Origin of the sequence: Anaerotignum sp., from assembly GCF_040307045.1 — a bacterium.
Classification (GTDB): Bacteria; Bacillota; Clostridia; order Lachnospirales; family Anaerotignaceae; genus Chakrabartyella.
Genome location: NZ_JAWRKF010000002.1, coordinates 16,805 through 39,378 on the forward strand (window position 1 = coordinate 16,805; position 22,574 = coordinate 39,378).

General features: G+C 39.7%; 21 protein-coding genes. 1 reads left to right on the forward strand and 20 read right to left on the reverse strand.

Annotated features, from left to right (window positions below; all coding sequences use genetic code 11):
- Positions 1 to 22: 22 nt before the first annotated feature.
- The 7 genes from ABVZ64_RS00115 to hydA all read right to left on the reverse strand — a co-directional run bounded on the left by ABVZ64_RS00115 (position 23) and on the right by hydA (position 9,607).
- Entirely contained in the window at positions 23 to 1,648 is a 1,626-nt protein-coding gene (locus tag ABVZ64_RS00115; RefSeq protein WP_352399024.1) for a recombinase family protein, read from the reverse strand.
- Between the two features lie 142 nt (positions 1,649 to 1,790).
- Entirely contained in the window at positions 1,791 to 2,045 is a 255-nt protein-coding gene (locus tag ABVZ64_RS00120; protein WP_352399025.1) for a DUF6870 family protein, read from the reverse strand.
- Positions 2,046 to 2,359: 314 nt separating this feature from the next.
- Entirely contained in the window at positions 2,360 to 3,613 is a 1,254-nt protein-coding gene (gene preA / locus ABVZ64_RS00125) for an NAD-dependent dihydropyrimidine dehydrogenase subunit PreA (RefSeq protein ID WP_352399026.1), read from the reverse strand.
- A 1-nt stretch (position 3,614) separates the two neighbouring features.
- A complete protein-coding gene (locus ABVZ64_RS00130) occupies positions 3,615 to 4,892 on the reverse strand; it encodes an FAD-dependent oxidoreductase (RefSeq protein WP_352399027.1) in 1,278 nt (425 codons plus the stop codon).
- Between the two features lie 296 nt (positions 4,893 to 5,188).
- Positions 5,189 to 6,451 carry a Zn-dependent hydrolase gene (locus tag ABVZ64_RS00135; protein WP_352399028.1) on the reverse strand — a complete coding sequence of 421 codons (1,263 nt, stop codon included), beginning with the start codon at positions 6,449 to 6,451 and terminating at the stop codon, positions 5,189 to 5,191.
- A gap of 172 nt (positions 6,452 to 6,623) precedes the next feature.
- Positions 6,624 to 8,222, reverse strand: a complete 1,599-nt coding sequence (locus ABVZ64_RS00140; protein ID WP_352399029.1) for an NCS1 family nucleobase:cation symporter-1 — start codon at positions 8,220 to 8,222, stop codon at positions 6,624 to 6,626.
- A 26-nt stretch (positions 8,223 to 8,248) separates the two neighbouring features.
- Complete coding sequence (gene hydA, locus ABVZ64_RS00145) at positions 8,249 to 9,607, reverse strand: dihydropyrimidinase (RefSeq protein WP_352399030.1); 1,359 nt, start codon at positions 9,605 to 9,607, stop codon at positions 8,249 to 8,251.
- 662 nt (positions 9,608 to 10,269) lie between these two features.
- Between hydA and ABVZ64_RS00150 the strand changes: the two genes are divergently transcribed.
- Positions 10,270 to 11,133 (forward strand): MerR family transcriptional regulator, encoded by an 864-nt coding sequence (locus ABVZ64_RS00150; protein WP_352399031.1) that lies wholly within the window; start codon positions 10,270 to 10,272, stop codon positions 11,131 to 11,133.
- Positions 11,134 to 11,224: 91 nt separating this feature from the next.
- Here ABVZ64_RS00150 and ABVZ64_RS00155 read toward each other — a convergent pair whose 3' ends face one another.
- The 13 genes from ABVZ64_RS00155 to mltG all read right to left on the reverse strand — a co-directional run bounded on the left by ABVZ64_RS00155 (position 11,225) and on the right by mltG (position 22,467).
- Positions 11,225 to 11,785, reverse strand: coding sequence for a nitroreductase family protein (locus ABVZ64_RS00155; RefSeq protein WP_352399032.1), 561 nt, complete (start codon positions 11,783 to 11,785; stop codon positions 11,225 to 11,227).
- Positions 11,766 to 12,143 (reverse strand): hotdog fold domain-containing protein, encoded by a 378-nt coding sequence (locus ABVZ64_RS00160; protein ID WP_352399033.1) that lies wholly within the window; start codon positions 12,141 to 12,143, stop codon positions 11,766 to 11,768. The genes ABVZ64_RS00155 and ABVZ64_RS00160 overlap by 20 nt, the downstream gene beginning before the upstream one ends.
- A 36-nt stretch (positions 12,144 to 12,179) precedes the next feature.
- The gene (locus ABVZ64_RS00165; protein WP_352399034.1) at positions 12,180 to 12,638 is read right to left on the reverse strand and encodes a beta-alanyl-CoA:ammonia lyase; all 459 of its coding nucleotides are present in this window, start codon (positions 12,636 to 12,638) and stop codon (positions 12,180 to 12,182) included.
- 174 nt (positions 12,639 to 12,812) lie between these two features.
- Positions 12,813 to 13,994, reverse strand: coding sequence for a CaiB/BaiF CoA transferase family protein (locus tag ABVZ64_RS00170; RefSeq protein WP_352399035.1), 1,182 nt, complete (start codon positions 13,992 to 13,994; stop codon positions 12,813 to 12,815).
- Positions 13,995 to 14,021: 27 nt separating this feature from the next.
- Positions 14,022 to 14,399, reverse strand: a complete 378-nt coding sequence (locus ABVZ64_RS00175; protein WP_352399036.1) for a hotdog fold domain-containing protein — start codon at positions 14,397 to 14,399, stop codon at positions 14,022 to 14,024.
- A gap of 35 nt (positions 14,400 to 14,434) precedes the next feature.
- Positions 14,435 to 14,893, reverse strand: a complete 459-nt coding sequence (locus ABVZ64_RS00180; protein WP_352399037.1) for a beta-alanyl-CoA:ammonia lyase — start codon at positions 14,891 to 14,893, stop codon at positions 14,435 to 14,437.
- A 118-nt stretch (positions 14,894 to 15,011) separates the two neighbouring features.
- The gene (acrA, locus tag ABVZ64_RS00185; RefSeq protein WP_352399038.1) at positions 15,012 to 16,115 is read right to left on the reverse strand and encodes an acryloyl-CoA reductase electron transfer subunit beta; all 1,104 of its coding nucleotides are present in this window, start codon (positions 16,113 to 16,115) and stop codon (positions 15,012 to 15,014) included.
- A gap of 21 nt (positions 16,116 to 16,136) precedes the next feature.
- Positions 16,137 to 16,940 carry an acryloyl-CoA reductase electron transfer subunit gamma gene (acrB, locus tag ABVZ64_RS00190; RefSeq protein ID WP_352399039.1) on the reverse strand — a complete coding sequence of 268 codons (804 nt, stop codon included), beginning with the start codon at positions 16,938 to 16,940 and terminating at the stop codon, positions 16,137 to 16,139.
- A gap of 19 nt (positions 16,941 to 16,959) precedes the next feature.
- Positions 16,960 to 18,105, reverse strand: a complete 1,146-nt coding sequence (acrC, locus tag ABVZ64_RS00195; RefSeq protein WP_352399040.1) for an acryloyl-CoA reductase — start codon at positions 18,103 to 18,105, stop codon at positions 16,960 to 16,962.
- 809 nt (positions 18,106 to 18,914) lie between these two features.
- The gene (locus tag ABVZ64_RS00200) at positions 18,915 to 19,346 is read right to left on the reverse strand and encodes a MarR family winged helix-turn-helix transcriptional regulator (RefSeq protein WP_352399041.1); all 432 of its coding nucleotides are present in this window, start codon (positions 19,344 to 19,346) and stop codon (positions 18,915 to 18,917) included.
- A 71-nt stretch (positions 19,347 to 19,417) separates the two neighbouring features.
- Positions 19,418 to 20,668 carry a peptidase U32 family protein gene (locus ABVZ64_RS00205; protein ID WP_352399042.1) on the reverse strand — a complete coding sequence of 417 codons (1,251 nt, stop codon included), beginning with the start codon at positions 20,666 to 20,668 and terminating at the stop codon, positions 19,418 to 19,420.
- Positions 20,652 to 21,338 (reverse strand): O-methyltransferase, encoded by a 687-nt coding sequence (locus tag ABVZ64_RS00210; RefSeq protein ID WP_352399043.1) that lies wholly within the window; start codon positions 21,336 to 21,338, stop codon positions 20,652 to 20,654. The genes ABVZ64_RS00205 and ABVZ64_RS00210 overlap by 17 nt, the downstream gene beginning before the upstream one ends.
- Before the next feature lie 16 nt (positions 21,339 to 21,354).
- A complete protein-coding gene (gene mltG, locus ABVZ64_RS00215) occupies positions 21,355 to 22,467 on the reverse strand; it encodes an endolytic transglycosylase MltG (RefSeq protein ID WP_352399044.1) in 1,113 nt (370 codons plus the stop codon).
- Positions 22,468 to 22,574 lie beyond the last annotated feature (107 nt).

The window sequence follows — 22,574 nt, forward strand, 5'->3', positions numbered from 1 at the left end:
TGCAATGTCTTTCTTCCTCATTTCAAGTTTGGGTTCCCCCTTTATCCAGTTTTTCATCTCCTAGAAACTCATCTTTATAGTTTAAAACCACCCTGATGGCTCTGCTATTCAAAACAATAATTTTCCTCACCAAGAAAATCATGCTAGCCCTGTCCAGTTGAAATACAAAATTATTTTTCATTTCCCCTTCTTCCCCTATACCTCGGTATAAATCTTTTTCTAAAAACGATGCTTTGTTTACTTCCAAATTTTCAATTTTATCCACATAGTCCTCACAGAGTTGTTCATAATATAGCTTCATCTCAAGGAATTCTTCCTTTGTGAGTAATTTTTCTTTATAGTCCTCATATACAGAATTTGTAAGGGTTTGATATTTTTTTAGCTTTTCCATGTTATACTCCAGCTGTTGCGTAAAATTTTCTTTGCCCCCCCACAACAAATTTTGTTCAATTTTTTCTTTTTGCTCGGAATGCATAAAAATATCAATGTGCTTTTCAATTAACTTTTGCAAGGCATCCTCAATGATACTTTCCCGAATGCGGTGGCTACTGCACTGTCTGCTATTTTCTTTGTTTTTAGAACAAACATAGTATGCATAGGATTTACCCCGAGATTTGACAGTTTTACGAACCATGCTGCTCCCACATCCGCCACATCTTAAAACGCCCGACAGCAAATACAATTTTTGTCCTTGGGGAGAAGTCCTCGTATCATTTAGCATCATCTCTTGGACAACATTGTATTCTCCTATTGGGATTATGGCATCATGGCAAGCTTCCACACGAATCCAATCTTCTTTTGGTCTTTTTATTCTTTTATGCAACTTATAATTCATGGTAGTCTCTTTTCCCTGAACCATCGTGCCTGTGTAAATCTCGTTTTTTAAAATGCGGTCCACTGCCATAGCTGACCATTCTGACTGAGGGTTACGTTTGAATGAAGTCATGAATTTTGAATTTTTATAGTTTTTATATTCCAAAGGGGACGGAATACCCAAATGATTTAAATACGCAGCAATAAAGGAGTTGTTATAGCCAGCAATACGTAAACAAAAAATTTCTTTTACTGTGGCTGCTGCCATTTCATCCACCACCAGTTTATGCTTATCCTCTTTGGAACGAGTGTAGCCGTAAACAGGAAATGCACCAACAAAATCTCCTTTTTGTTGGCGTACCTGACGTTGGGACCTTGTTTTTATGGAAATATCCCGACTGTATGCATCATTCATCAAATTTTTAAAGGGAACAATGATGCTATCGCCTTGTATGTCCTCACGGGCTGTGTCAATATTATCATTAATTGCAATGAAACGAACACCAAGGAAAGGGAAAATCTGTTGAATGTACCGACCAGTTTCGATATAATTTCTGCCAAATCGAGAAAGATCTTTTACGATAACGCAGTTGACTTTCCCATCCTTTATTTCTTCTAGCATCTCTCTTAATGCCGGTCTTTCAAAAGTAACGCCACTATACCCATCATCCACCTTTTCACTGGTGACAACAATATCTTTTTTATCTATTAAAAAAGCATGAATAAAGTCTCTCTGATTTTTCACGCTATTGCTTTCTAATTTATCGCCATCCTCCTTGGAAAGGCGAATGTAAATGGCCCCATGGTAAACCCTAGGCTTTTCCTCTTTTAACATAAAAAATCCTCCCAACTTGTTTTGATACCTGCAAACAGTTAAGACGATAACGAAACTACTAGGTCAATGCAGAATTTTTGAACAAATTTTTTAAAATCATCTTTCATTGTTTGTATCAATAAAATAAATTCCTGCTTCTACCCTATCTACTCATTTTTAGGTACTGTTTTATCCGCTCATCCAAAGCGATTTCTGTTTTAGAAAAAACAGATTCAATAACTATGTCTCCACACTTAAAAAAATAAGGGTTTTTTATCTGCCGAATAAAATCATCCACTCGTTCCTCTTTTGGCAATTCGGTTTGAACCTCCACAGTTCTTATATCCACCAGATCATTGACATCAACCTGGGTAACATTCAAATTCCTCAATTCCCTAAGCTCTTTTGATGTAATCATGCAAATCCCCCCTATTGTCTTAATCTATTTATATAAAAAACGTCCTTGTCCTATTCAAACCAAGTAGGCATCGTGCCAGCCCACACTGGAAATCTAAAACCGAACCATAGATTTGAACAATCAATTAGGATGATTACCTTTAGCCTGATAAAGTTAGTCTCTCCCATCAACGAAGTAGCACTTTTAAAAAATTGCACAAAAAAAGCACCCCCAACCGCTTCTTCTAACGCAATTAGGGGTACCTCTATCATTTCATGCCAATTTCTTTTTCATTTCGGGATTAGAAATAAAATGATTTATAGGCTGATAGCTCATTATTCGTACATCTTTTTCAGTACAATGTCTGTTGCCTTTCTGCCATCTTTCCATTTGATTTCCCCTGGTGTGATGCAATCTGCAACAGGGCAAACGTTTAAGCACAGGTGGCAACCAACACATTTTTCGTTTAACTCAGGTCTACGTTTATCGGCAACCCAATCAATCGCCTGATGGCCTGCATCATAGCAAGAAACGTAGCATCTGCCACAGCCAACACATTTGTCATGATCAAAGTTGGGTAAAATTTTGAAGTCACGGTTTAAGTCTTCAGCGGGAATGATATTATCCAATGCTTTACCAACAAAATCGTCTAACTTCTCAAAACCTCTTTCATCCATCCAATGCATCAAACCGTTGGACATATCTTCAACGATTCTGTAACCGTACTGCATGATGGATGTGGTTACTTGCAGGTTTCTACATCCCAACAAGAGGAATTCCAAGCTATCTCTCCAGGTTTCAATACCACCAATACCAGACATAGGAACGTTTCTCAGCTTTTCGTTTTGCAACATTTGTGCAATAAAGCGAAGAGCAATTGGCTTAACTGCTGCGCCAGAGTAACCAGAAATGGAGGATTTTCCGTTTACAACAGGCATTGCTGTCATGTTCTCCAGGTCAATGTTGGTAATTGATTTCACAGTATTGATTGCAGAAATACCCTGTGCACCACCCTCAATTGCAGCAATGGCAGGAATGCACATATCTGTAATGTTGGGTGTCATTTTTGCAATGAATGGAATCTTTGTTGTTTCTGCTACGGCTTTGGAATATGCCCGCACCAAATCCGGATTAGAACCAACGTCAGAGCCCATGGCATGGGATGTCATCTGTGGGCAAGAGAAGTTACCCTCAATCAAGTCTACTCCAACTTCGTCACACATTTTTGCCAGTTTGCGCCATTCGTCCTCATTCGAACCCATAATAGACGCAACCATAATTTTATCGGGATAAGCTTTTTTCAGCTTATACATATTGTCAAAATTTACTTCCGTAGGCTTATCAGAAATCTGCTCCATATTCTTAAAGCCTAACCAAGGCATACCCTCTTTTTTCACATGGTCAAAACGGGGTGAACATTCATCAGCAACAAAAATACCAATGGTTTTGTAGTAAACGCCGCCCCAGCCTGATTCGAAGGCCTTGGCCACCATTTCATAATTACTGCCAACAGGGGATGACGAAAGGAAAAATGGATTTTCACATTTTACGCCTAAAAAATCAATAGATAAGTCTTTTTTAATGCCCATCTTAGTTCACCTCTTTCTGTGCAAGATAATTCATCATTTCTGCTGCTGCTGCTTTACCTGATGCAACAGCTTCAACAACAGTTTTACCGCCTAAAACAACGTCGCCACCGGCAAATATGCCGTCAACGCTTGTCTTGAAGCCATCATCCACCACGATTAAGCCTTTTTCATTTAGAGCAAAAGGAGCAACGCTAGCCATATCTTCTGCGCCTTGTCCAATTGCAAAAACCACTGTGTCAACTGCAACTTTTGCTTCACTTTCGCCATCTCTACCTTTGAATCTCATGGCTTCCACTTTATCTGTGCCCAGAACTTCCGCAGGTGCAAAGTTTGTTGTGATAGAAATGCCTAAAGAAAGGGCATATTGGAATTCTGCCATATCCGCAGGTGCTTCTTCAATGGTTCTTCTATAGTAAATATCAACCTTTTCTGCGCCTAATAATTTTGCTGAAACAGCACTATCCATAGCAACGTTACCGCCACCAATTACAATTACTCTTCTTCCCGGATTATATGTACCTTCAGATTTTCTTGCTTTTTTCAGGAAGTCCGCTGCTGCCATAACCCCTGGTAATTCAACACCGGGAATTTCAGGCAGTTTTTCTAACCATAAACCGGCACCGATGAAAATAGCAGCATTTTCTTCTTGCAATTTTTCAATAGAAATATCTTTGCCAACTTTGGTATTAAAAACGAATTTAACACCCAAATTTCTCACTGTTTCTATATCATGATCAACAACGTGCTGAGGCAATCTTGCGGGAGTGATGCCATAAGTTAACACGCCACCCGCCTTTTCTTCTGCTTCATAGATTGTTACTTCATAGCCTTCCATTGCTAGCTTAGCTGCACAAGCTAAGGAGGCAGGCCCAGAGCCAATGCAAGCAACCTTTACACCTTTTTTCTCCTCTGGAGCCTTTAAAACAGTCATGTTTAACGCTTCTTCTTGTTCAACTGCATATCTTTGTAATCTACCAATTTCAATGGGTCTGTCTATGCCGCATCTGCTACAAGCTTCTTCACAAAGTCTGTCGTATGGACAAACTCTTGCACAGCTTCCGCCCAAAACATTGTTTTCTCTTATTGTTTCAGCTGCTCCTTTTACGTTTCTAAAACGAATGGAACGAATAAACTTTGCAGGATCCGTACCTGCGGGACAGCTTTTGCTACAAGGGGCATCGTGACACAACAAGCATCTTGAAGCCTCCTCCATCGCTGTTCTTGGCGTAAAGCCATCAACAGCCTCAGAAACATACGTTGATTTAATTACTTTACTCAATTTCTTCAACTCCTCTCATCGATCTAAGCTCGATATAAACGCACAAAATGCGTTTATATCGCTTAGGTTTGTTGTCTGCATCAATCATTTTCACTTTTCATGAATTGAAAAACACATCCTTGGTTCATCAATCTTATATCCAAGGAAAAATTGCTTATACGATCAACTCATACCCCAATTTAAATAGACTCAAATTCTACTTTGTTTTTTTGATAAAACTAGGAGGCGTCTATTCGTTTCAGAAACCTCCCAGTTATGAAAACCTTCATTTTTTTTGAAAGCTACAGGTGAACAAGTTAATTTTCATCACACTTCATAACCGCATTTAGCAGTACACTAATGCCCTCGGCACAAACCTCATCACTGGTGTGCTCGGGTTCACAGTGAGACAACCCTTTTTCAGAGGAGACAAAAATCATTGTTGTAGGCAGTACATATGCAGCAAACTGCGCATCATGGCCAGCACCACTGTTGATTTTTTGATACTTTGTACCCAACTCCTCTGCGGATTCTCGAACATAGTTCACCAGAGTTTCATCAAAATAAACTGTATCTCGGTTCCATTGATCAACAACTTCGCAACGGCATTTTGCCCATTCTTGACCGTCTAAACCTCTCACGATGTCATATACCTTTTTCAAAACTTCTGGATTTTCATGACGAACGTCAATGGAAAAATCCACGTAATCTGGAATTACTGTATGTACACAAGGATGTGCTACAATTTCACCTGTTGTATAAACCAACTCGGGGTAACCTAGCTTATCAATTTCTTCATGCAAATAGCAAAGTGCTTGTGCTGCTGCAAAAAGAGCATCCTGACGATATTCCATAGGGAAAGTACCTGCATGAGCAGCCTGACCATAGAATTTAACTCTAGTGTTAAACATACCCAATACACAAGTTACAACACCAACGTCTAATCCTGCCTTTTCCAAAATTGGGCCTTGCTCAATATGCAATTCAAACATAGCCTTATATTGATCTGGATTCAGGCGATTTTCTTTAGAACCTTTGTATCCACTTTTTTCAAGGGCTTCACCAAAAGTTGTTGTTTTGTCCAATACACTTTTGGATGCAAGCATATTTTCTTCTTTAAAATTCTTTGCAATAGCTGCTGGTAAATAGGAGTTGCAAACAACGCCAGAACACATCATTGCAGGAGGATACAAGGATCCTTCTTCGTTTGTCCAAATCATTGCTGTTAAAGGATGCTTATGGGGAATTTTATCTGCTACAACGGTTTCCAAAACTTCCATTGCACCAATAACACCTAAAATACCATCATAATTGCCGCCATTTTTAACAGAGTCCGCATGAGATGCCATTACAATTCGCTTTGCATCAGGGTCACTGCCGGGGATTGTTGCATACATATTAGCAAAATCATCCGTCTCAATTGTTGCACCAATCTTTGTCATTCTTTCCACAAAGTATTCTCTTGCTTGCTTTGCTTCATTAGATAAAGAATATCTGGTAATTCCACCATGCCCAGCGTCCCCAAAAGTAGAAAAGGTTCTAATTTTTTCACTTGTTCTTTCCAAACTACATCTGTACATAATCGATTCCTTCTTTCTTTGCATTTTATATTTACTAACGGACCATTTTGGGAAAATTCCAACCATCTTGGATCGTCTGGAATTTTTAAAAGATGTTGAGTTGGAATAAGACTCCAACCCAACATAGCCCGCTATAAACAAATGATTAACAAAACTTACCCTTGCATTTTTATCAGTCTTGGTTAATGGTGAAAGCTTCATGTTCTTCTGCTGTCACATAGCCATAATGTGCTTTGCCTACTGTGGATTTCATCAAAGCAACATAAACAACTATTGCAATTACGAAAGAGATAATATAGCCATTTGCTGCCAAATATTGAATGAAGTTAGGCTGCACGCCGGAACCTGCGTGGTATTTCAATACTGTGTTGCCCAACAGAGGTATAATGAAAGAAACACCCCAAGCAATCATAGCGTTTTTATTCCAACCGCCATTGTACCAGTATCTTCCACCTTCACCCTTATACAAACTAGCCACGTCTACAAGCTGTTTCTTACAGATAAAGTAGTCTGCAATCAAGATTGCTGCAACAGGAGCTATAATTGTTCCATAGTTGTTCAACCAGTTAAAAATGTAGCTTGCGCCTGAACCATAAATCCACCAAGGCTGGGTAATAAAGGTTGCTACCAAGCAAGTGATGATAACACCTTTTTTATAGTTAATTTTCTTTGGCGAAATATTAGAAAAACCGTTCGCAGGGGCTACCACGTTTGCAGCAACGCAAGTTGTAATTGTTGCCATGATTACACCGATGGCACAAACTGCAACCAAAAGCTTATTATCTACATAGTAGAAAACACTAGTGGGGTCAAATAGAGGCTGGCCAACAGTGTATTTTGTTGCCTGTGCAAACAATGCACCAACGAATGCACACAATGCCATTGGAATTGGCATACCGATCAACTGACCCATAAACTGACTCTTTTGGCTCTTTGCATATCTAGAGAAGTCGGGAATATTCAAAGCCATGGTGGCCCAGAAGGCGATATTACCCGTTAGACCAGCCATATAAACAAAGGCGAACCCACCATTTTGCTCAATCAGCACTTCATCATTACCAGCTGTAAATACATTCATAAGAGAATGTCCAGAATCCGTAATGGCATTTAAGGACCACAGCAATAATCCCAAAATTACGATAATGAGAATAGGGCCGCCAACGTTCTGAACCCATTTAACTTTCTCAATACCGTTGTATGCAACCACGAAAATTAATACCATGAAAATAAAGAAACCAATTAACTGTCCAAGAACAACACTGTCATTGCCTGGAAGGGCAACCGTTGCTGTCTGATCCGCAAACATAGGGATGGCAATCCCAATCAAGGCTGCAATAGCGCCACCTCCTACCCAACTTTGCACTGCCGTCCAGCCGCAGGCTATAATAGACCTTGAAAATGTAGGTAGCTGTGTTCCCTTATTACCAAATGTCATCCTGGAGAAAATTGGGAACGGAATACCATATTTTGTGCCAATTTTAGAGTTCAGCTGAATTGGAATTAAAACAATCAGGTTACCTAAAATAACGTTTATTACGGAAAGCATTGGAGAAACACCCAAAGCAACCAGGGAGGATGCAAGTGCCAATGAGGGAATACAGATTGACATACCTACCCAAAGGTTACAAATACTAAGGGCATTCCAAGTTCTTTCATTCACTGTGGTTGGTGCTAAGTCTGGATTGTAGTATTGAGAATTGCTGAGTTCGGAAGCCGCTTCTGGTGTTAGCTCAAAAAGACCATCTCTTTCCTGTTGCGTATATTTACTCATATTACCCTCTCCATCTTTTTTAGATTTTATTGACTCAATTTTCTCTTCACTAACTTACCCCAACCGGGTTCGCCTTTGAATTCGCCATCTTCGTAAACAAGGCGCCCTCTTGAAAAGGTTTTTACAGGATATCCATGCAACTGCGTTCCTTCCCAAATCGTGTGGTCATAATCGGAATGCATATTTTCGCAAGTTACAGTAAAATCCTTTTCAGGGTCATAAATTACGATGTCTGCATCTTTACCTACAATTAAGCCACCTTTTTGTGTACACCCAAAAATTCTTGCAGGGTTGCCAGAACAAACCTCCACGACTTTCATGAAAGAAATTTCCCCAGCATTTGCCTTTGCCAGCATATAAGGATACATATTTTCAACGCCGGCACAACCGTTTGGAATCTTTCTAAAATCATCCTTACCCCAATCCTTTTCGGACTGTTGGAATGGACAATGGTCTGTAGCAACTGTATCGATATCTCCACGTTTTAAGGCTTCCCAAAGAGCATCCTGGCTCTCCTGGCCCTTCATAGGAGGAGAACAAACAAAGTTTCTTCCGTCCTCTCTTTTATAAACTTCACAAGTAAAATTTAGGTATTGAGGACAAGTTTCAGCGTAAATCTTGTAGCCTTCTTCCTTTGCTTTTGTTACATATTCAACACCTTTTTTATTTGCCAAATGTACTATGTATAAAGGTGCATTCAAAGATTTAGCCCAGGAAATGGCTCTAAAGTCTGCTTCTGCCTCTACAAACTCCGGACGGGACATATAATGATGCCATGCATCGCCTTTGCCCTCGGCGCTGTATTTTGCTACTAATGTATTTACCATTTCATTATTCTCTGCATGAACACAAATGAGTGCGCCGATTTCTTTGGCCTTCTCCAAAACCTGGTAAAATACACCATCGGTTACGCCGAAATCGTAAACCATGAATACTTTAAAAGAAGGTACACCAAATTCCACTGCCTCTTTCATGGAATCCAAAAGCTCCCCATGAACATCCTTTACCCCAATATGAAATGCATAATCCACCGCCGCTTCCGGTGCTGCCAGAGCATCTCTTCTTTTTACTACATCTATCATCTTTTCATCAAAATCTTGAAGAGCAAAATCAAAAACTGTTGTTGTACCGCCACAAGCTGCTGCTCTTGTTCCTGCATAATATCCGTCCGCAGAGATTGTGCCCCCAAAAGGCATTGCTAAGTGGGTGTGTGCATCAATTGCCCCTGGCAAAACCAGCTTACCCGTTGCATCCACAACATTTTTACAAGGAATGTCAGAGAGGTCACTGCCAATTGCCGCAATAATTCCATCCTTTACAGCAATATCACCTTTAAACATCTCTTTTTCTGTTACAATAGTACCGTTTTTAATTATTAAGTCCATTAACACTCACCTTCCCTTGTTTAAAATAGCTTTTTTTCTTCTTCACTTTTACCTGCCCTGCCTTGCCTCCTTCCGAAAGTCTCTTATGAAAAGTTTATGATTGCACTTATTATGAGCTATATAGCAGTAAGCCATAGTAATAAGTATGAATCCGTAGGTTTTGAAGGGAAACATTGTTCTGATTTCCCCATTATCTAATGGTATTTGTGGTGCATATTTAGAACTTTTCGCATTTTCTTTGTCAAAATAAAAAATTTACAATTGAATTTAATTTTCGACACTTTTGTTGGTTACATTGCATTGGGTTTGCATTTATTATAATGGATTTTATGCAAGTCTGTGCTAATTTTTTTTATATTTTTAAACAAAAACTGTGATAATTTAACAATTTCATAGCTTGATTATACCCATTGCTGTTAGGGGAATGTCAATATTATTTCTTCAAATATTTTCCTACAAAAAACCCACACCTCATATAAACCTTCCTACTACTGTATCCCCCTACGCAATAAAGCATTATATTGCAAAAATGCATAGGTGGGACATAAATAACCTATTTGGGGCAAACTTCCATTTTTGTTGCAATGTTTACCTCTTATAAATTGAAAAATATATCCATTTGTGCTATACTATCCAATATCATTTGTGGGGAGGATGAGAAAATGAGCCAAGAGTACAAATTCTCTATCAGAGAAGTTTCAGAAATATGTAATATTCCCAGTAAAACATTGCGCTACTATGATGAAATAGAACTCGTTGTTCCCGAATATCGAGATGAAGTAAGTCGATATCGCTATTACAGTAAAAATCAGCTTATTACTTTGTGTATTATCCGCAAACTCCGTACCATGGACTTTGGGTTAAAAGAAATTCAAAGTATTATCACCGGCAACAAAGCAGATAATCTAGAAAAGAATATTGAAATAAAATTAACGAAATTGTTGGATGAAATTAATTGCTTGCAAAGAAAATATGCCGCAACCAATTCCTTCTTACAGCGTTTAAAAACAGGTGTAGATCTTTTAAGCATCAAAGATGACATCGCCATTGAGGATATTACCATTGAGGAAATACCTGAAACCAATTTGGTTTATACCAGAAGAACTATGACAAACTACTCTAACATTGAAGTTTCGGTTCATAGATGGGTAGAAATAATAGATATGTGTGAAAAGCTAAATGTGAAAAATAAGGGTACAATCATCGTCACCTACTATTGCAACCCTTTAGAGCAGTTTTTATACACAGACACAGACATTGAGTTTGGCATTACTGTTGAATCCGTAAACGAAGATGATTGCTTCAGACCCTTTGGTAATTTCGCCGCAGCAACGGCCATTCATATCGGAAACTACGCAGATATCATACATACTCATATTCGACTGGTGCAATGGATTAATCAAAATCAATATAAAATTATCGGTCCTGTCTCAGAGGAATTTATCATATCCCCCCTCGACATTAATAACATCGAAGAACACGTCACAAAAATCATCATCCCTATCGAAAAAAAGAAACAAAAATAATCCCCTGTTGTCTGCTATTATTCTTATCTATCATATCCTTTACAAAAAAAATGAAAGGGCAGGATGAAACTCCTACCCTTTCATTCATGTGTTAAAAATATCTTAGAATTTCCGAAACTTCCTTTCTTCTGGGGGGCTTTGGTACCTCAAGGGGGTAGCCGCAAGCCACCAGTGCAATTATTTTCTCATCTTCCGGCAATCCAATGTAACTGGAAATACCATCTTCATCAAAAGTACCCATAATTACAGTTCCTAGTCCAAACTCTGCAGCAGCAAGACATAAGGTTTGACAAGCAGCCCCTGCATCAAACATCTCCCAGCTATCGCCTTTTGCTGAAGCAACGTGACCATCCCTCTCATAACCCGAACGCTTTTTCACATTGGAAATAACCAGTACCAAGGGGGCATTCTTTACAATGTGAACATTCTCAGGCGCCATCAGGGTATTGGCAAGCAACTGCAAGTGTTCTTCCTTTTCCAAAACAGTATATCTTACTGCCTTACAATTGTTCCATGATGGAGCCCATCTGGCACAATCAATCAGTTGTTCCACCACTTCATGGGTCACTTTTTGTGGTAAAAACCGACGTATACTCCGCCTTGTTTTAATGCACTCAATGGTATTCATAGGCTTAATAGCTTTCGTAAACAAACTGCACTACTGTTGACAATGGTGGTTCGGGCAGCACATCAATAGAGCTTGGAAAAGGCGGATTTTCCGGCACTTCAATGATTTTAAAGGAGCGAACCTCGATTACTGCACGGTTTCCTTCCATCTTTTTAATCCTTGCAATAAATTCCATATAATCCCCTGCAAAACAAGGTTCATACAGACGCACTTTTCCCACTTCCACACAATGGCCTGTGTTTTGAAATACTTTTGCCATTAATCGATTTGCTGCGTCATTGGCAAGAGTAATGCTTCTAGCTCCATTGACTACTCCACCGCCATAAAAAACATCCCTGTCTGACATCCTATAACGAAATGTTACACTTTGTTGTACACTCATCGCTAAATTCCCCTTTTCTATAAAATAAAAACCCTCTTATTCCGGAAAGTCTCCCAAAGTACGCCAAGGGTCAACGACCTTGCCATCGGGTTGTTCGCCACGCTGTAAGTGCTTCTTAACCACAAGTCGCACTTTACCCTCTGTGCACAGCACAGGCTCGTCAAACCAGATCATTTCTCCCGGTTTGCAGTCTGTTTTTCCTTCACGGAATGCAGGGGTAGCCAGTTTGAACACTTCAATCCAGCAATCACGGGAAGTATTGCCCACATGGGTCAATGTTGCTTTAAAATCGATCATATCCCCTACATAGACGTCTTTATAGCATTTTACATCTTCATAGCCCAGGCAAAGGGATTCATCCCCGTCCACCAAAATCATTTCTTCTGTTTCTACATCACCAATAAAGTCAAACTGTCGGCCAATTGGAATTAGCCCATCCTGATTAGCTCCATCGGCTGTGGTCATGTTATAGCTTAATACGGACACCTTTCTCATGTAAATTTACACCTCCACCTTTTTTTCTCCTTACACCAAAGGGTTTCCAAACCCTTACAATATGGAATCAAACGCCTTAATTCATTTCCACTCTTTCATCCAAAATCCAAGTTTACCCTAAATTGACAAGAAAAGGCCCCAACCGAAAGAAGGTGGGGCCTTTTCTTGGGTCCGTTAAATAACACCTTCTGCTTTTAGCTTTTTGATTTCCTCATCAGAAAGACCAAAAATATCTGCATTATGCTGACCTAAGAGTGGAGATGGTGCTTCAACCTCCCCTGGAGTTTCAGAAAGCTTGATGACACAACCTTGGAAATACTGATCTCCCGCTGTGGGATGTTGGCAGTGAACCATCATTTCTCTTTCCTTGATATGAGGATGTTCGATTGCCTCTTTTACATTTAATACAGGGCCACACGGAATACCTGCTTCGTCCATGATTGTCTCAATTTCACTCTTGGTATATTCACTGCACCATCCGCGAATCAAATTCTGCAAATCCGGTATGTAGTTATTGCATCTTAGTTCATTGCTAGTATAGCGTGGGTCTTCAATAAGCTCAGGGTGGCCAATGGTGACACAGAATTTTTGGAACAACCTATCATTCCCAACCCCCAAAGCAACAAATCCATCTTTACAATCATACACATCAAAAGGAGATATAGATGGGTCAACATTGCCGTTTCTTTCAGGAATAAAGCCCCCAATGGTGTAGTTAACCAAAGCATTTTCAAGCAAACTGAAAATGGTATCAAACATGGCAACATCAACCTGCTGGCCAAGGCCTGTCACCTTACGATTATAAAGGGCAATCATTACCCCCAATGCTAAGTAAATCCCTGCAACGTGATCAGCCACCGAAGGCCCAACCTTTACAGGATTTGTTTCTTTAAATCCAGTTAGGTTAATCATCCCACCCATAGCCTGAGCAACAATGTCATAGCATGGACGGTGGGTGATGGGGCCATATTGACCAAAGCCAGAACCAGAAGCATAAATTATGTTAGGGTTCAATTTTTTTATTGTTTCATAGTCGATTTTCAATTTTTTTGTAATGCCACCTCTAAAATTTTCCACCAAAACATCGGCATCTTTCACCAACTCATAAAACATTTCTAAGCCTTTTTCTGACTTTAAATTTAAGGTGCCACCCTTTTTATTTCTATTCACATAATTATAAAAGCCACTTTCACCACTTTTTTCATCTAGTGGACCCCAAGATCGGCATTGTTCCCCCTCAACGGGTTCGATTTTTATAACATCTGCTCCGTAATCCGCTAAAATCATAGTACAAAAAGGTCCGTTTAATGCTGTTGTAAGGTCAACTACCTTCAAACCTTCCAGTGCTTTTTTCATAATATCCCCCTCTTAAAACGGTCAAAATTAATATGGTTCGTAAACAAACTGCACTACCGTTGATAAAGGTGGTTCAGGCAGCACATCAATAGAGCTTGGAAAAGGCGGATTTTCCGGTACCTCAATGATTTTGAAGGAGCGAACCTCGATCACCGCACGGTTTCCTTCCATCTTTTTAATCCTTGCAATAAATTCCATATAATCCCCTGCAAAACAAGGTTCATACAAACGCACTTTTCTCACTTCCACACAATGGCCTGTGTTTTGAAACACTTTTGCCATTAATCGGTTTGCAGCATCGTTGGCAAGGGTAATACTTCTAGCTCCATTGACTACTCCGCCGCCATAAAATACATCTCTATCCGACATGCGGTAACGAAAGGTTACACTTTGTTGCTCATTCATGATTCATTCCCCTTTTCTATAAAATAAAGAGTTTCTTATTCCGGAAAGTCTGCCAATGGACGCCAAGGGTCAACCACCTTGCCATCAGGTTGTTCGCCACGCTGTAAGTGCTTCTTAACCACAAGTCGCACTTTACCCTCTGTGCATAGCACAGGCTCGTCAAACCAGATCATTTCTCCCGGTTTGCAGTCTGTTTTTCCTTCACGGAATGCAGGGGTTGCCAATTTGAACACTTCAATCCAGCAATCACGGGAAGTATTACCCACATGGGTTAATGTGGCTTTAAAATCGATCATATCCCCTACATAAACATCTTTATAGCATTTTACATCCTCATAGCCCAGGCAAAGGGATTCATCCCCGTCCACCAAAATCATTTCTTCTGTTTCTACATCACCAATAAAGTCAAACTGGCGGCCAATTGGGATTAGCCCATCCTGGTTGGCTCCATCGGCTGTGGTCATGTTATAGCTTAATATAGATACCGTTCTCATGGCTCATTTCTCCTTCTTTCTTGACAAAACAAGAGTTTTATTGGACAATGCCCTTTATAAACTTTTAACCAGAATGATAGGTGAGTACAAAGACCCACCTATCTTCTATCTTCCTGAACTAAGCATTCTGGGTCTCTTTGATTGCTTCAATCATCAATGGAACAACTTTAAATAAGTCACCTGTAATCCCATAGTCTGCACAGTCAAAAATCGGAGCTGTTTCATCTTTATTTACTGCAATAATCAGTTCGGAGTCTTGCATTCCTGCTTTATGCTGGATGGCACCGGAAATACCAAGGGCAACATATACTTTAGGATGGACTGTTTTCCCTGTTTGCCCAACCTGATGATCTGCAGGCAACCAGCCAGAATCTATTACTGCACGAGAACCACCAACAACACCATTGCCAAAGGCATCAGCAAGTTTTTCTGCCAGCTGGATACCCCCCTCAACGTCTTTGCTGATACCACGACCAACAGAAACAATAATATCGGCACCAATTAGGTCTACCATTTTCTTTGCTTCTTTCACGATGTTGATTACCTTTGTTTTCAACTCATCCCCAGAAATTTCAACGTGGCGCATCACTACCTGGCATGCATCCGCCTTTTCCTGGCTAAACTCGGCTTTTTTCATAACGCCGGGTCTAACTGTGGACATACAAGGGCGGAAGCGAGGACAAATAATAGTAGCCATCAGATGTCCGCCAAAGGCAGGTCGTGTCATTTTTAAGTTAGTATCTTCCATAGGAAAACTCATATTAGATAAATCCAAGGTTGAGGATGTAGAAAGGAAATCTACATATTTATTCATATCAATATCCAAATGGGTACAGTCTGCGGTCAAACCCGTATGCAAACGTGCTGCACATCTGGGGCCTAAGTCACGACCAATATTTGTTGCACCAATCAAAATAACCTCTGGCTTTTCTTCTATTACCACATCACAAAAAACCTTTGCATAAGCATCAGTGGTATAAAATTTTAATTCAGGATGATCACAAACAATAACTTTGTCAGCACCGTATCCACCCAGCTCTTTGGCAATCTCTTTTACTTCATGACCAAGCAAAACACCAACCAATCTGGAGCCCCGCTCATCTGCCAATTTTCTGCCTTCAGAAATCAGTTCAAAATCAGTGTTGACCAGTTTGCCTTCCCTTTGTTCGCAAAAAACCCATATATCCCTAAAAGCATTTATATCTGAACTATTAAAACCCATAACTAGCCCATCTCCTTTCGATTAAATGACATGTCTATTCTTTAATCTGCCAACCAAATCATCCACTTTTTCTTTATCTGACCCCTGTAGCATAACGCCAACGCCCTTTTGAGGAGGAGTAAAAGACTTGAAAATATTTGTAGGAGAGCCCTTTAGTCCAATAGTGTCCAGTTCAATTAATGGTTCATCCTTAAGTGCTTCATAATCCACGACCAATAAAGGTTTACTATAACACTCCATAATTCCGTTTAAGGTCATATAGCGAGGCTTGATATTTTTGTCTTTGATACAAGTAATCAAGCAAGGTGTTTCCACCTCAATCATCATATATCCATCTTCCAGCATACGTTTTACTAAAATCAAGTTGTTGCTTTTTTTAATTCCTGAAGCATATGTAACCTGAGGGATATCCAGTTTTTCTGCAATCTGTGGGCCAACCTGAGCAGTATCCCCATCAATGGCCTGCCTGCCGCAAAAAATCATATCCTCTTTGCCAAGGCCTAATTTATGGATCGCTGCTGAAATGATTTGTGAAGTTGCAAAGGTGTCTGAACCACCAAATTCACGAGCAGAAATCAAAACAGCATCATCTGCACCCATTGCGATAATTTCACGAAGCATACCTTCTGCAGGAGGAGGTCCCATGGTTACTGCGGTAACTTGGCATCCTGTTGCATCTTTTAATTTTAATGCTTGCTCAATGGCGCTCATATCGTCAGGATTAATAATAGCAGCCATGGAAGCACGATTTAATGTACCATCAGGGTTAACAGCAACTTTCCCAGATGTATCGGGAACTTGTTTTACACAAACATAAATTCTCATAACCGAAAACACTCCTTTTTTATCTTTTCATTACCTCTCTGGCGATTACAACTTTATGTATTTCGGATGTACCTTCATAGATTTCAGTAATTTTAGCATCTCGATACATACGTTCCAATGGATAATCCTTCATATATCCGTAGCCACCATGAATTTGCAAAGCCAAATTCGTAACAAAGCGTGCATTTTCGGAGGCATTCAGTTTACACATAGCAGATTCTTTTGTAAAAGGCTTTCCTGCATCTTCAAGGTAAGCTGCAAATTCCACCAAAGCTCTGGCTGCTGCCGTTTTTGTTGCCATATCAGCAATATACCATTGGATACCTTGCAAGTTTGCAATAGGCTTACCAAACTGGATACGTTCATTTACATATTTCACAGAAAGGTCGATGGCTCCCTCAGAAAGGCCAATTGCCTGAGCACCTACGCCAATTCTAGCTCCATCCAAAGCCTCCATGGCAATTTTAAAGCCTTTTCCCTCTTTTCCAAGCAAGTGAGAAGCAGGAACACGACAATCCTCAAAAATAAGTTCTGCTGTTTCGGAACCAGCAATGCCCATTTTTGATTCAATTTTACCAATGGTAAATCCAGGTGTGCCTTTTTCTACAATAATGGCAGACATACCCTTTAAGCCTTTTTTCGGGTCTGTTAAAACAAACAGAACCAAGACCCCAGCTCTGCTACCACCAGAAATAAAGCACTTTGTGCCATTTAAAACATACTCATTTGTTGCAGGATCCAGAATGGCTGTTGTTTTTACTGCCCCTGCGTCAGAGCCTGCATTTGGCTCTGTCAAAGCAAATGCCCCCAGTTCTCCGCCTTTTGTCAAACGGGGCAGGAATTTTTGTTTTTGCTCCTCTGTGCCATATTTTAGAATAGCCTGAGGTGCGATCAAATGAATTGATAAAATAGAAGCGGATGCCATACACTTTTTCCCAAATTCAGAAACTGCAATGACCTTTTCCAGCGTGCCTCCACCAGAGCCACCATATTGTTTTGGAATGCCAATCCCCGTAAGGCCAACTTCAGCCATTTTTTTAAAGTTTTCTGCAGGGAAAACATGTTCACGATCAATTTCTTCTGCAACGGGCTCCAATTCGTTTTCTGCAAATTGGTGAGCAAGCTTTTTCAACATTTCTTGTTCTCTCGTTAATGAAAAATCCATTCTTTTCATCCTTTCTTAATTGATATTCAGTAGAAACATACCATTGTGCATACCCTTGTTTCCCTTTAAACTCTGTGTCTTTATTTGAGGGTGAAACAAAATTTGCTCCAATTCTTCCCTTTACGAAGCATACTTTAGTTATAGCCCATACAATCACTGGAATGTCAATACACTCTAAAAAATTTAAATGAATGTAAATTCTATTATTTTATAAAAACTTTCCGTGGTGGCAACCTAATTCCAAGAAAAAAGAGTAATCCAATTTCTAAATATATAAAGAATTCACAACAAATCCTATAAATTCATTGAAAAAATAAATATAATTTTTCAGATACTATTAACGCTTCGAGAAAAATCCTCCTTTTCGTAAAAACTTTCCCTAAAGTTAACTTTATTGGAAGGTTTCATTCATAAACTATAGCTAATTTACAAAAAGGTGTTATCATCCACAACCTTTACCAAATCATAAGAAGCATGAAACTGTTGAAACCATTGAAAACTTCAACTACAGTTGCTGTTTTTTAAAACCCCCGCCGCAGCTTCTATTAGATGGAAGGTAGAGAAGTTTTGAAGAAAAAAAAACAGACGAAATCGTCTGCTTTTTAATAATAGTTTTATTATTTACAATCAATAAAAGGTACTCATAGAAACTTTTTAGCCCTAATGTAACAGGAGAGTACGTATCAAGAATAGAAAAAAAAGCATTGAAAAAACTCAATGCCGCATTAGAAGATTAAACCAGGGCCTGGCCCTGATACATATTGATTTACCCCAATAAAAAAAGCAGGTCTATGACCCACCTTTCTTATTTACCCTTCTGCAAAATGACTTCCATCTGCAATAATCCTTAGATTATTTTTTAAGACTGCAATGTCCTCGTCGGAAAAACACTTCAAAACTTCAGCGTTAACATCATCAATAATTTTTGAAATCGGCTCTTCTAAAGCTTTTCCCTTTTCCGTAGGAACTACTCTTACTTCACGTCTATCTTCTTTGTTGATTACTCGGTCAATCAGACCTTTTTTTTGCATACGATCCAACACCCCTGATATTGTAGATGTTTCTAAGCAAAGAATTTCAGAAATTTGCTTAGGGGTAGCAAAGTCCCTCTGCCATAAGCAGCTTAATACACCGTACTGAGAAGGCGTAATATCATACTCCGACAACTTAGAATTCAAATACTGAAATACAGAATGCTGCGCCGTAGTCAATAAATAGTTGATACACTGTGTTAATTCCATAAGCTTATCCTTTTCCTTTTTTTCAATTCTACTATATAGGATAGCCTTTTTTGTGACAAAAATCAAGTTTTTTATTTAGCATCCAACACAATTTTGCGCAACATATCAAATTTTTTCACAGGTTTTTCGAATAAAATTCGTAAAACTTGCTGAGGATGTGGTGCAGATTCCACAGGATTCCCCTTTTCATCCCACATTTTGGTTACCATCATGGTATAGGCATCCCCCTTGGCAGGCATTACCTCTATCTCATCTCCAACGGAAAACTTATTGCGTTGTTCTACGACGGCAATGCCTGTGCTAGGGTCACTATCCTCCTGCACCATTCCGATAAAATCAAAGCCGCGAATGTATGTGTTGCTATTATAAATCTGCTGATTTCCATCGGGTTTTTGGTAATAGAAACCATCTGTATAATCCCTATGGCTTGCCTTAGATACTTCCTCTAAATAATAAGGCAATCTTTCCTGATAAAGAGCGGGATCAGCCAAATAATCATCAATGGCCTGACGATATGCCTTAACCACTGTACCTACGTAAAAGGGTGTTTTCATACGTCCTTCAATTTTCAAGCTCATAATTCCTGATTCAAGGATATCGGGGATATGCTGAATCATACAAAGATCCTTAGAATTATAAATATAAGTGCCTCTTTCGTTTTCCTCAATGGGCATATATTCTCCTGGTCTGGTTTCCTCCACCAGATGATACTTCCATCTGCAAGGGTGGGAACAAGCCCCTTTGTTTGCATCTCTGCCACTCAAATAATTGCTTAAAAGGCATCTGCCTGAATAAGAAATGCACATAGCTCCATGGACAAAAGATTCGATATCCATATCTTTAGGAATATTATCTCGAATCTGCTTTACTTCCTCAAAAGAAAGCTCTCTGGCGGTAACAATACGTTTTGCCCCCAATTGATACCACATTTTTGCGCTCATATAGTTGGTATTGTTGGCTTGTGTGGAAACGTGAATTTCCATTTTGGGCACTGCCGCTTTTGCCACAGAGAACACACCCAAGTCAGAAATAATCAGAGCGTCTGCGCCAATTTTTTCAACTGCTTTAAAATACTCGGCCATGCCTTGAAAGTCTTCGTTATGGGCAAAAATATTAGCAGTGATATACACCTTTGCACCATGGTCGTGGGCAAATCGAATCCCCTCTGCCATGGTATCCAAATCGAAGTTTTTTGCCTTTGCACGTAAGCCATAGGCTTCACCACCAATATAAACCGCATCGGCACCGTATAAAACTGCGATTTTCAACTTTTCCAAATCTCCTGCAGGGGCCAAAAGCTCCGGCTTATTCTGTTTCAACATTTTTCGTTTCTCCTTCTATTTCCTTTGTTTTATAGCAAAGAGCCATACCATCACCAATGGGGATAATCGAAGTTTCCAGGGCTTCGTTATGTGTTATATCCCAAAGGAAGGTTCTTAAACGCTTATGGATGGTACGTTGTCTTCTTGGAACGCAGTAACGGGTTTGGGCAATGGTGCCACCCTGCAAAACGTCATCAACAATGAGGATTCCCCCTACGGGCATCAAACGCAGGCAATGGGGCAAAAAGCTACTGTACTGCCCTTTGGCTGCATCCAAAAAAATCACATCATAGGGTCCTTCTAGGGTAGGCAATATATCCGCTGCATCCCCCTCCAAAATAGTAATTGTATCCTCAAGACCCATACGCTTGATGTTAGGACGTGCATCTTTTAGCATTACCTCAAATCGGTCTATGGTGGTTACTGTTCCTCCTGGCTGCAGGTAACGGCTCATAAGCCCTGCAGAAAAACCAACGGCTGTGCCAATTTCTAAAATATGTTTTGGTCTTTTCATTGTTAGCAAAACACTAATGAGCCTAGCAGTTTCCAGGGGAACAATGGGCACATTGGCTGCATTGGCCTCCCTTTGTATTTCACCTAGCACACCATCATACATGGGTTGAATGGTACGCAAAAAGGTATTCATGGTTTCATCTGTTACATAATTCATTATTTTCTCTCCTATTTTAATTGCCACTGGCTTTATAATTTGCCTTGGCTTTCAAAAACTCATCATAAGTCTCGCAGAACACATGGTTATTCTGCCCCTTCGCTTCCACAACATAGTAAATATACTTGTTATCCTCAGGATAAAGGGCGGCTTTAAAGGATAGTTCCCCGGGGTTAGAAATCGGGCCTAAAGGTAACCCTGAAACCTTGTAGGTATTGTAAGGTGAGTCATATTGCAAATCCACCGTTGTAATGTCTTCCTTTACAATGCCCATGGCATACAAAACTGTTGCATCCACCTGCAAAGGCATTCCTTCATTTAAGCGGTTATAGATTACCCCAGCTGCCCGAGGGCGTTCCTCATCCACCTTAATTTCTTTTTCTATTACAGATGCAATGGTAACCAGCTCATCTAAACTATAGCCGCTGGCCGCTACCACATTCTCATATTCCTTAGTGTACATTTGCTGGAAGCGATTTAACATGGCATTGATCAAATCATGGGCGGTTGTTTCTTCTTTGATATAATAAGTATCAGGGAAAAGATAACCCTCCAACTTAAACTCTCTGTCTGGTAGGTTTTTTACAAATTCAAAGTCAAAACTGCCTGTGTTACATTCCTCAATGAACTCCGCTGCCGTACAAATTCCCGTTTCTTCCGCCTTTTGTGCAATTTGCTTTGTTGTGTAACCTTCGGGAACGGTAAACTTAACATCGTCAAACACCACGCCTGTTTGCAGCAACTCCATAATCTGTGTCTTGTTCAATCCTTTGTCCACCTCATAGGTTCCTTGCTGATAAGTTCCGTCAAACCCATCCAGCTTACTGCTTACACGAAACATAAAGGTGCTTTTAATCAGCTTATTCTCTTTTAAAATTTCAGCAATGGCTGAAGTGGGTGCCCCTTCAGGAATGGTTACGGTGACTGTTTCCCCAGTCAAAACGGGCTCCTCCGTGGAGGACATCATAAAATTTTTCATCATACCAAAGCTCAAAAAACCAATTACAACAGCAATAATCAGAAATAGGCTAAATTTCAATATCTTATTTCTGCGACGTCTTTTCTCTCTTTGGCGCCTTCTTTCCAACTGCCTTCTTTTGTCTCTATCATTATCCATATGTTCGCTCATGGTAGTTCTCCTTTCTTTACCCACAAATCTGTTATATTATACAATTTAATTCTCTTTCAGACAACATTAATTTGAAATCTAAATCCCATCGTAATTTTCTTTTTCAG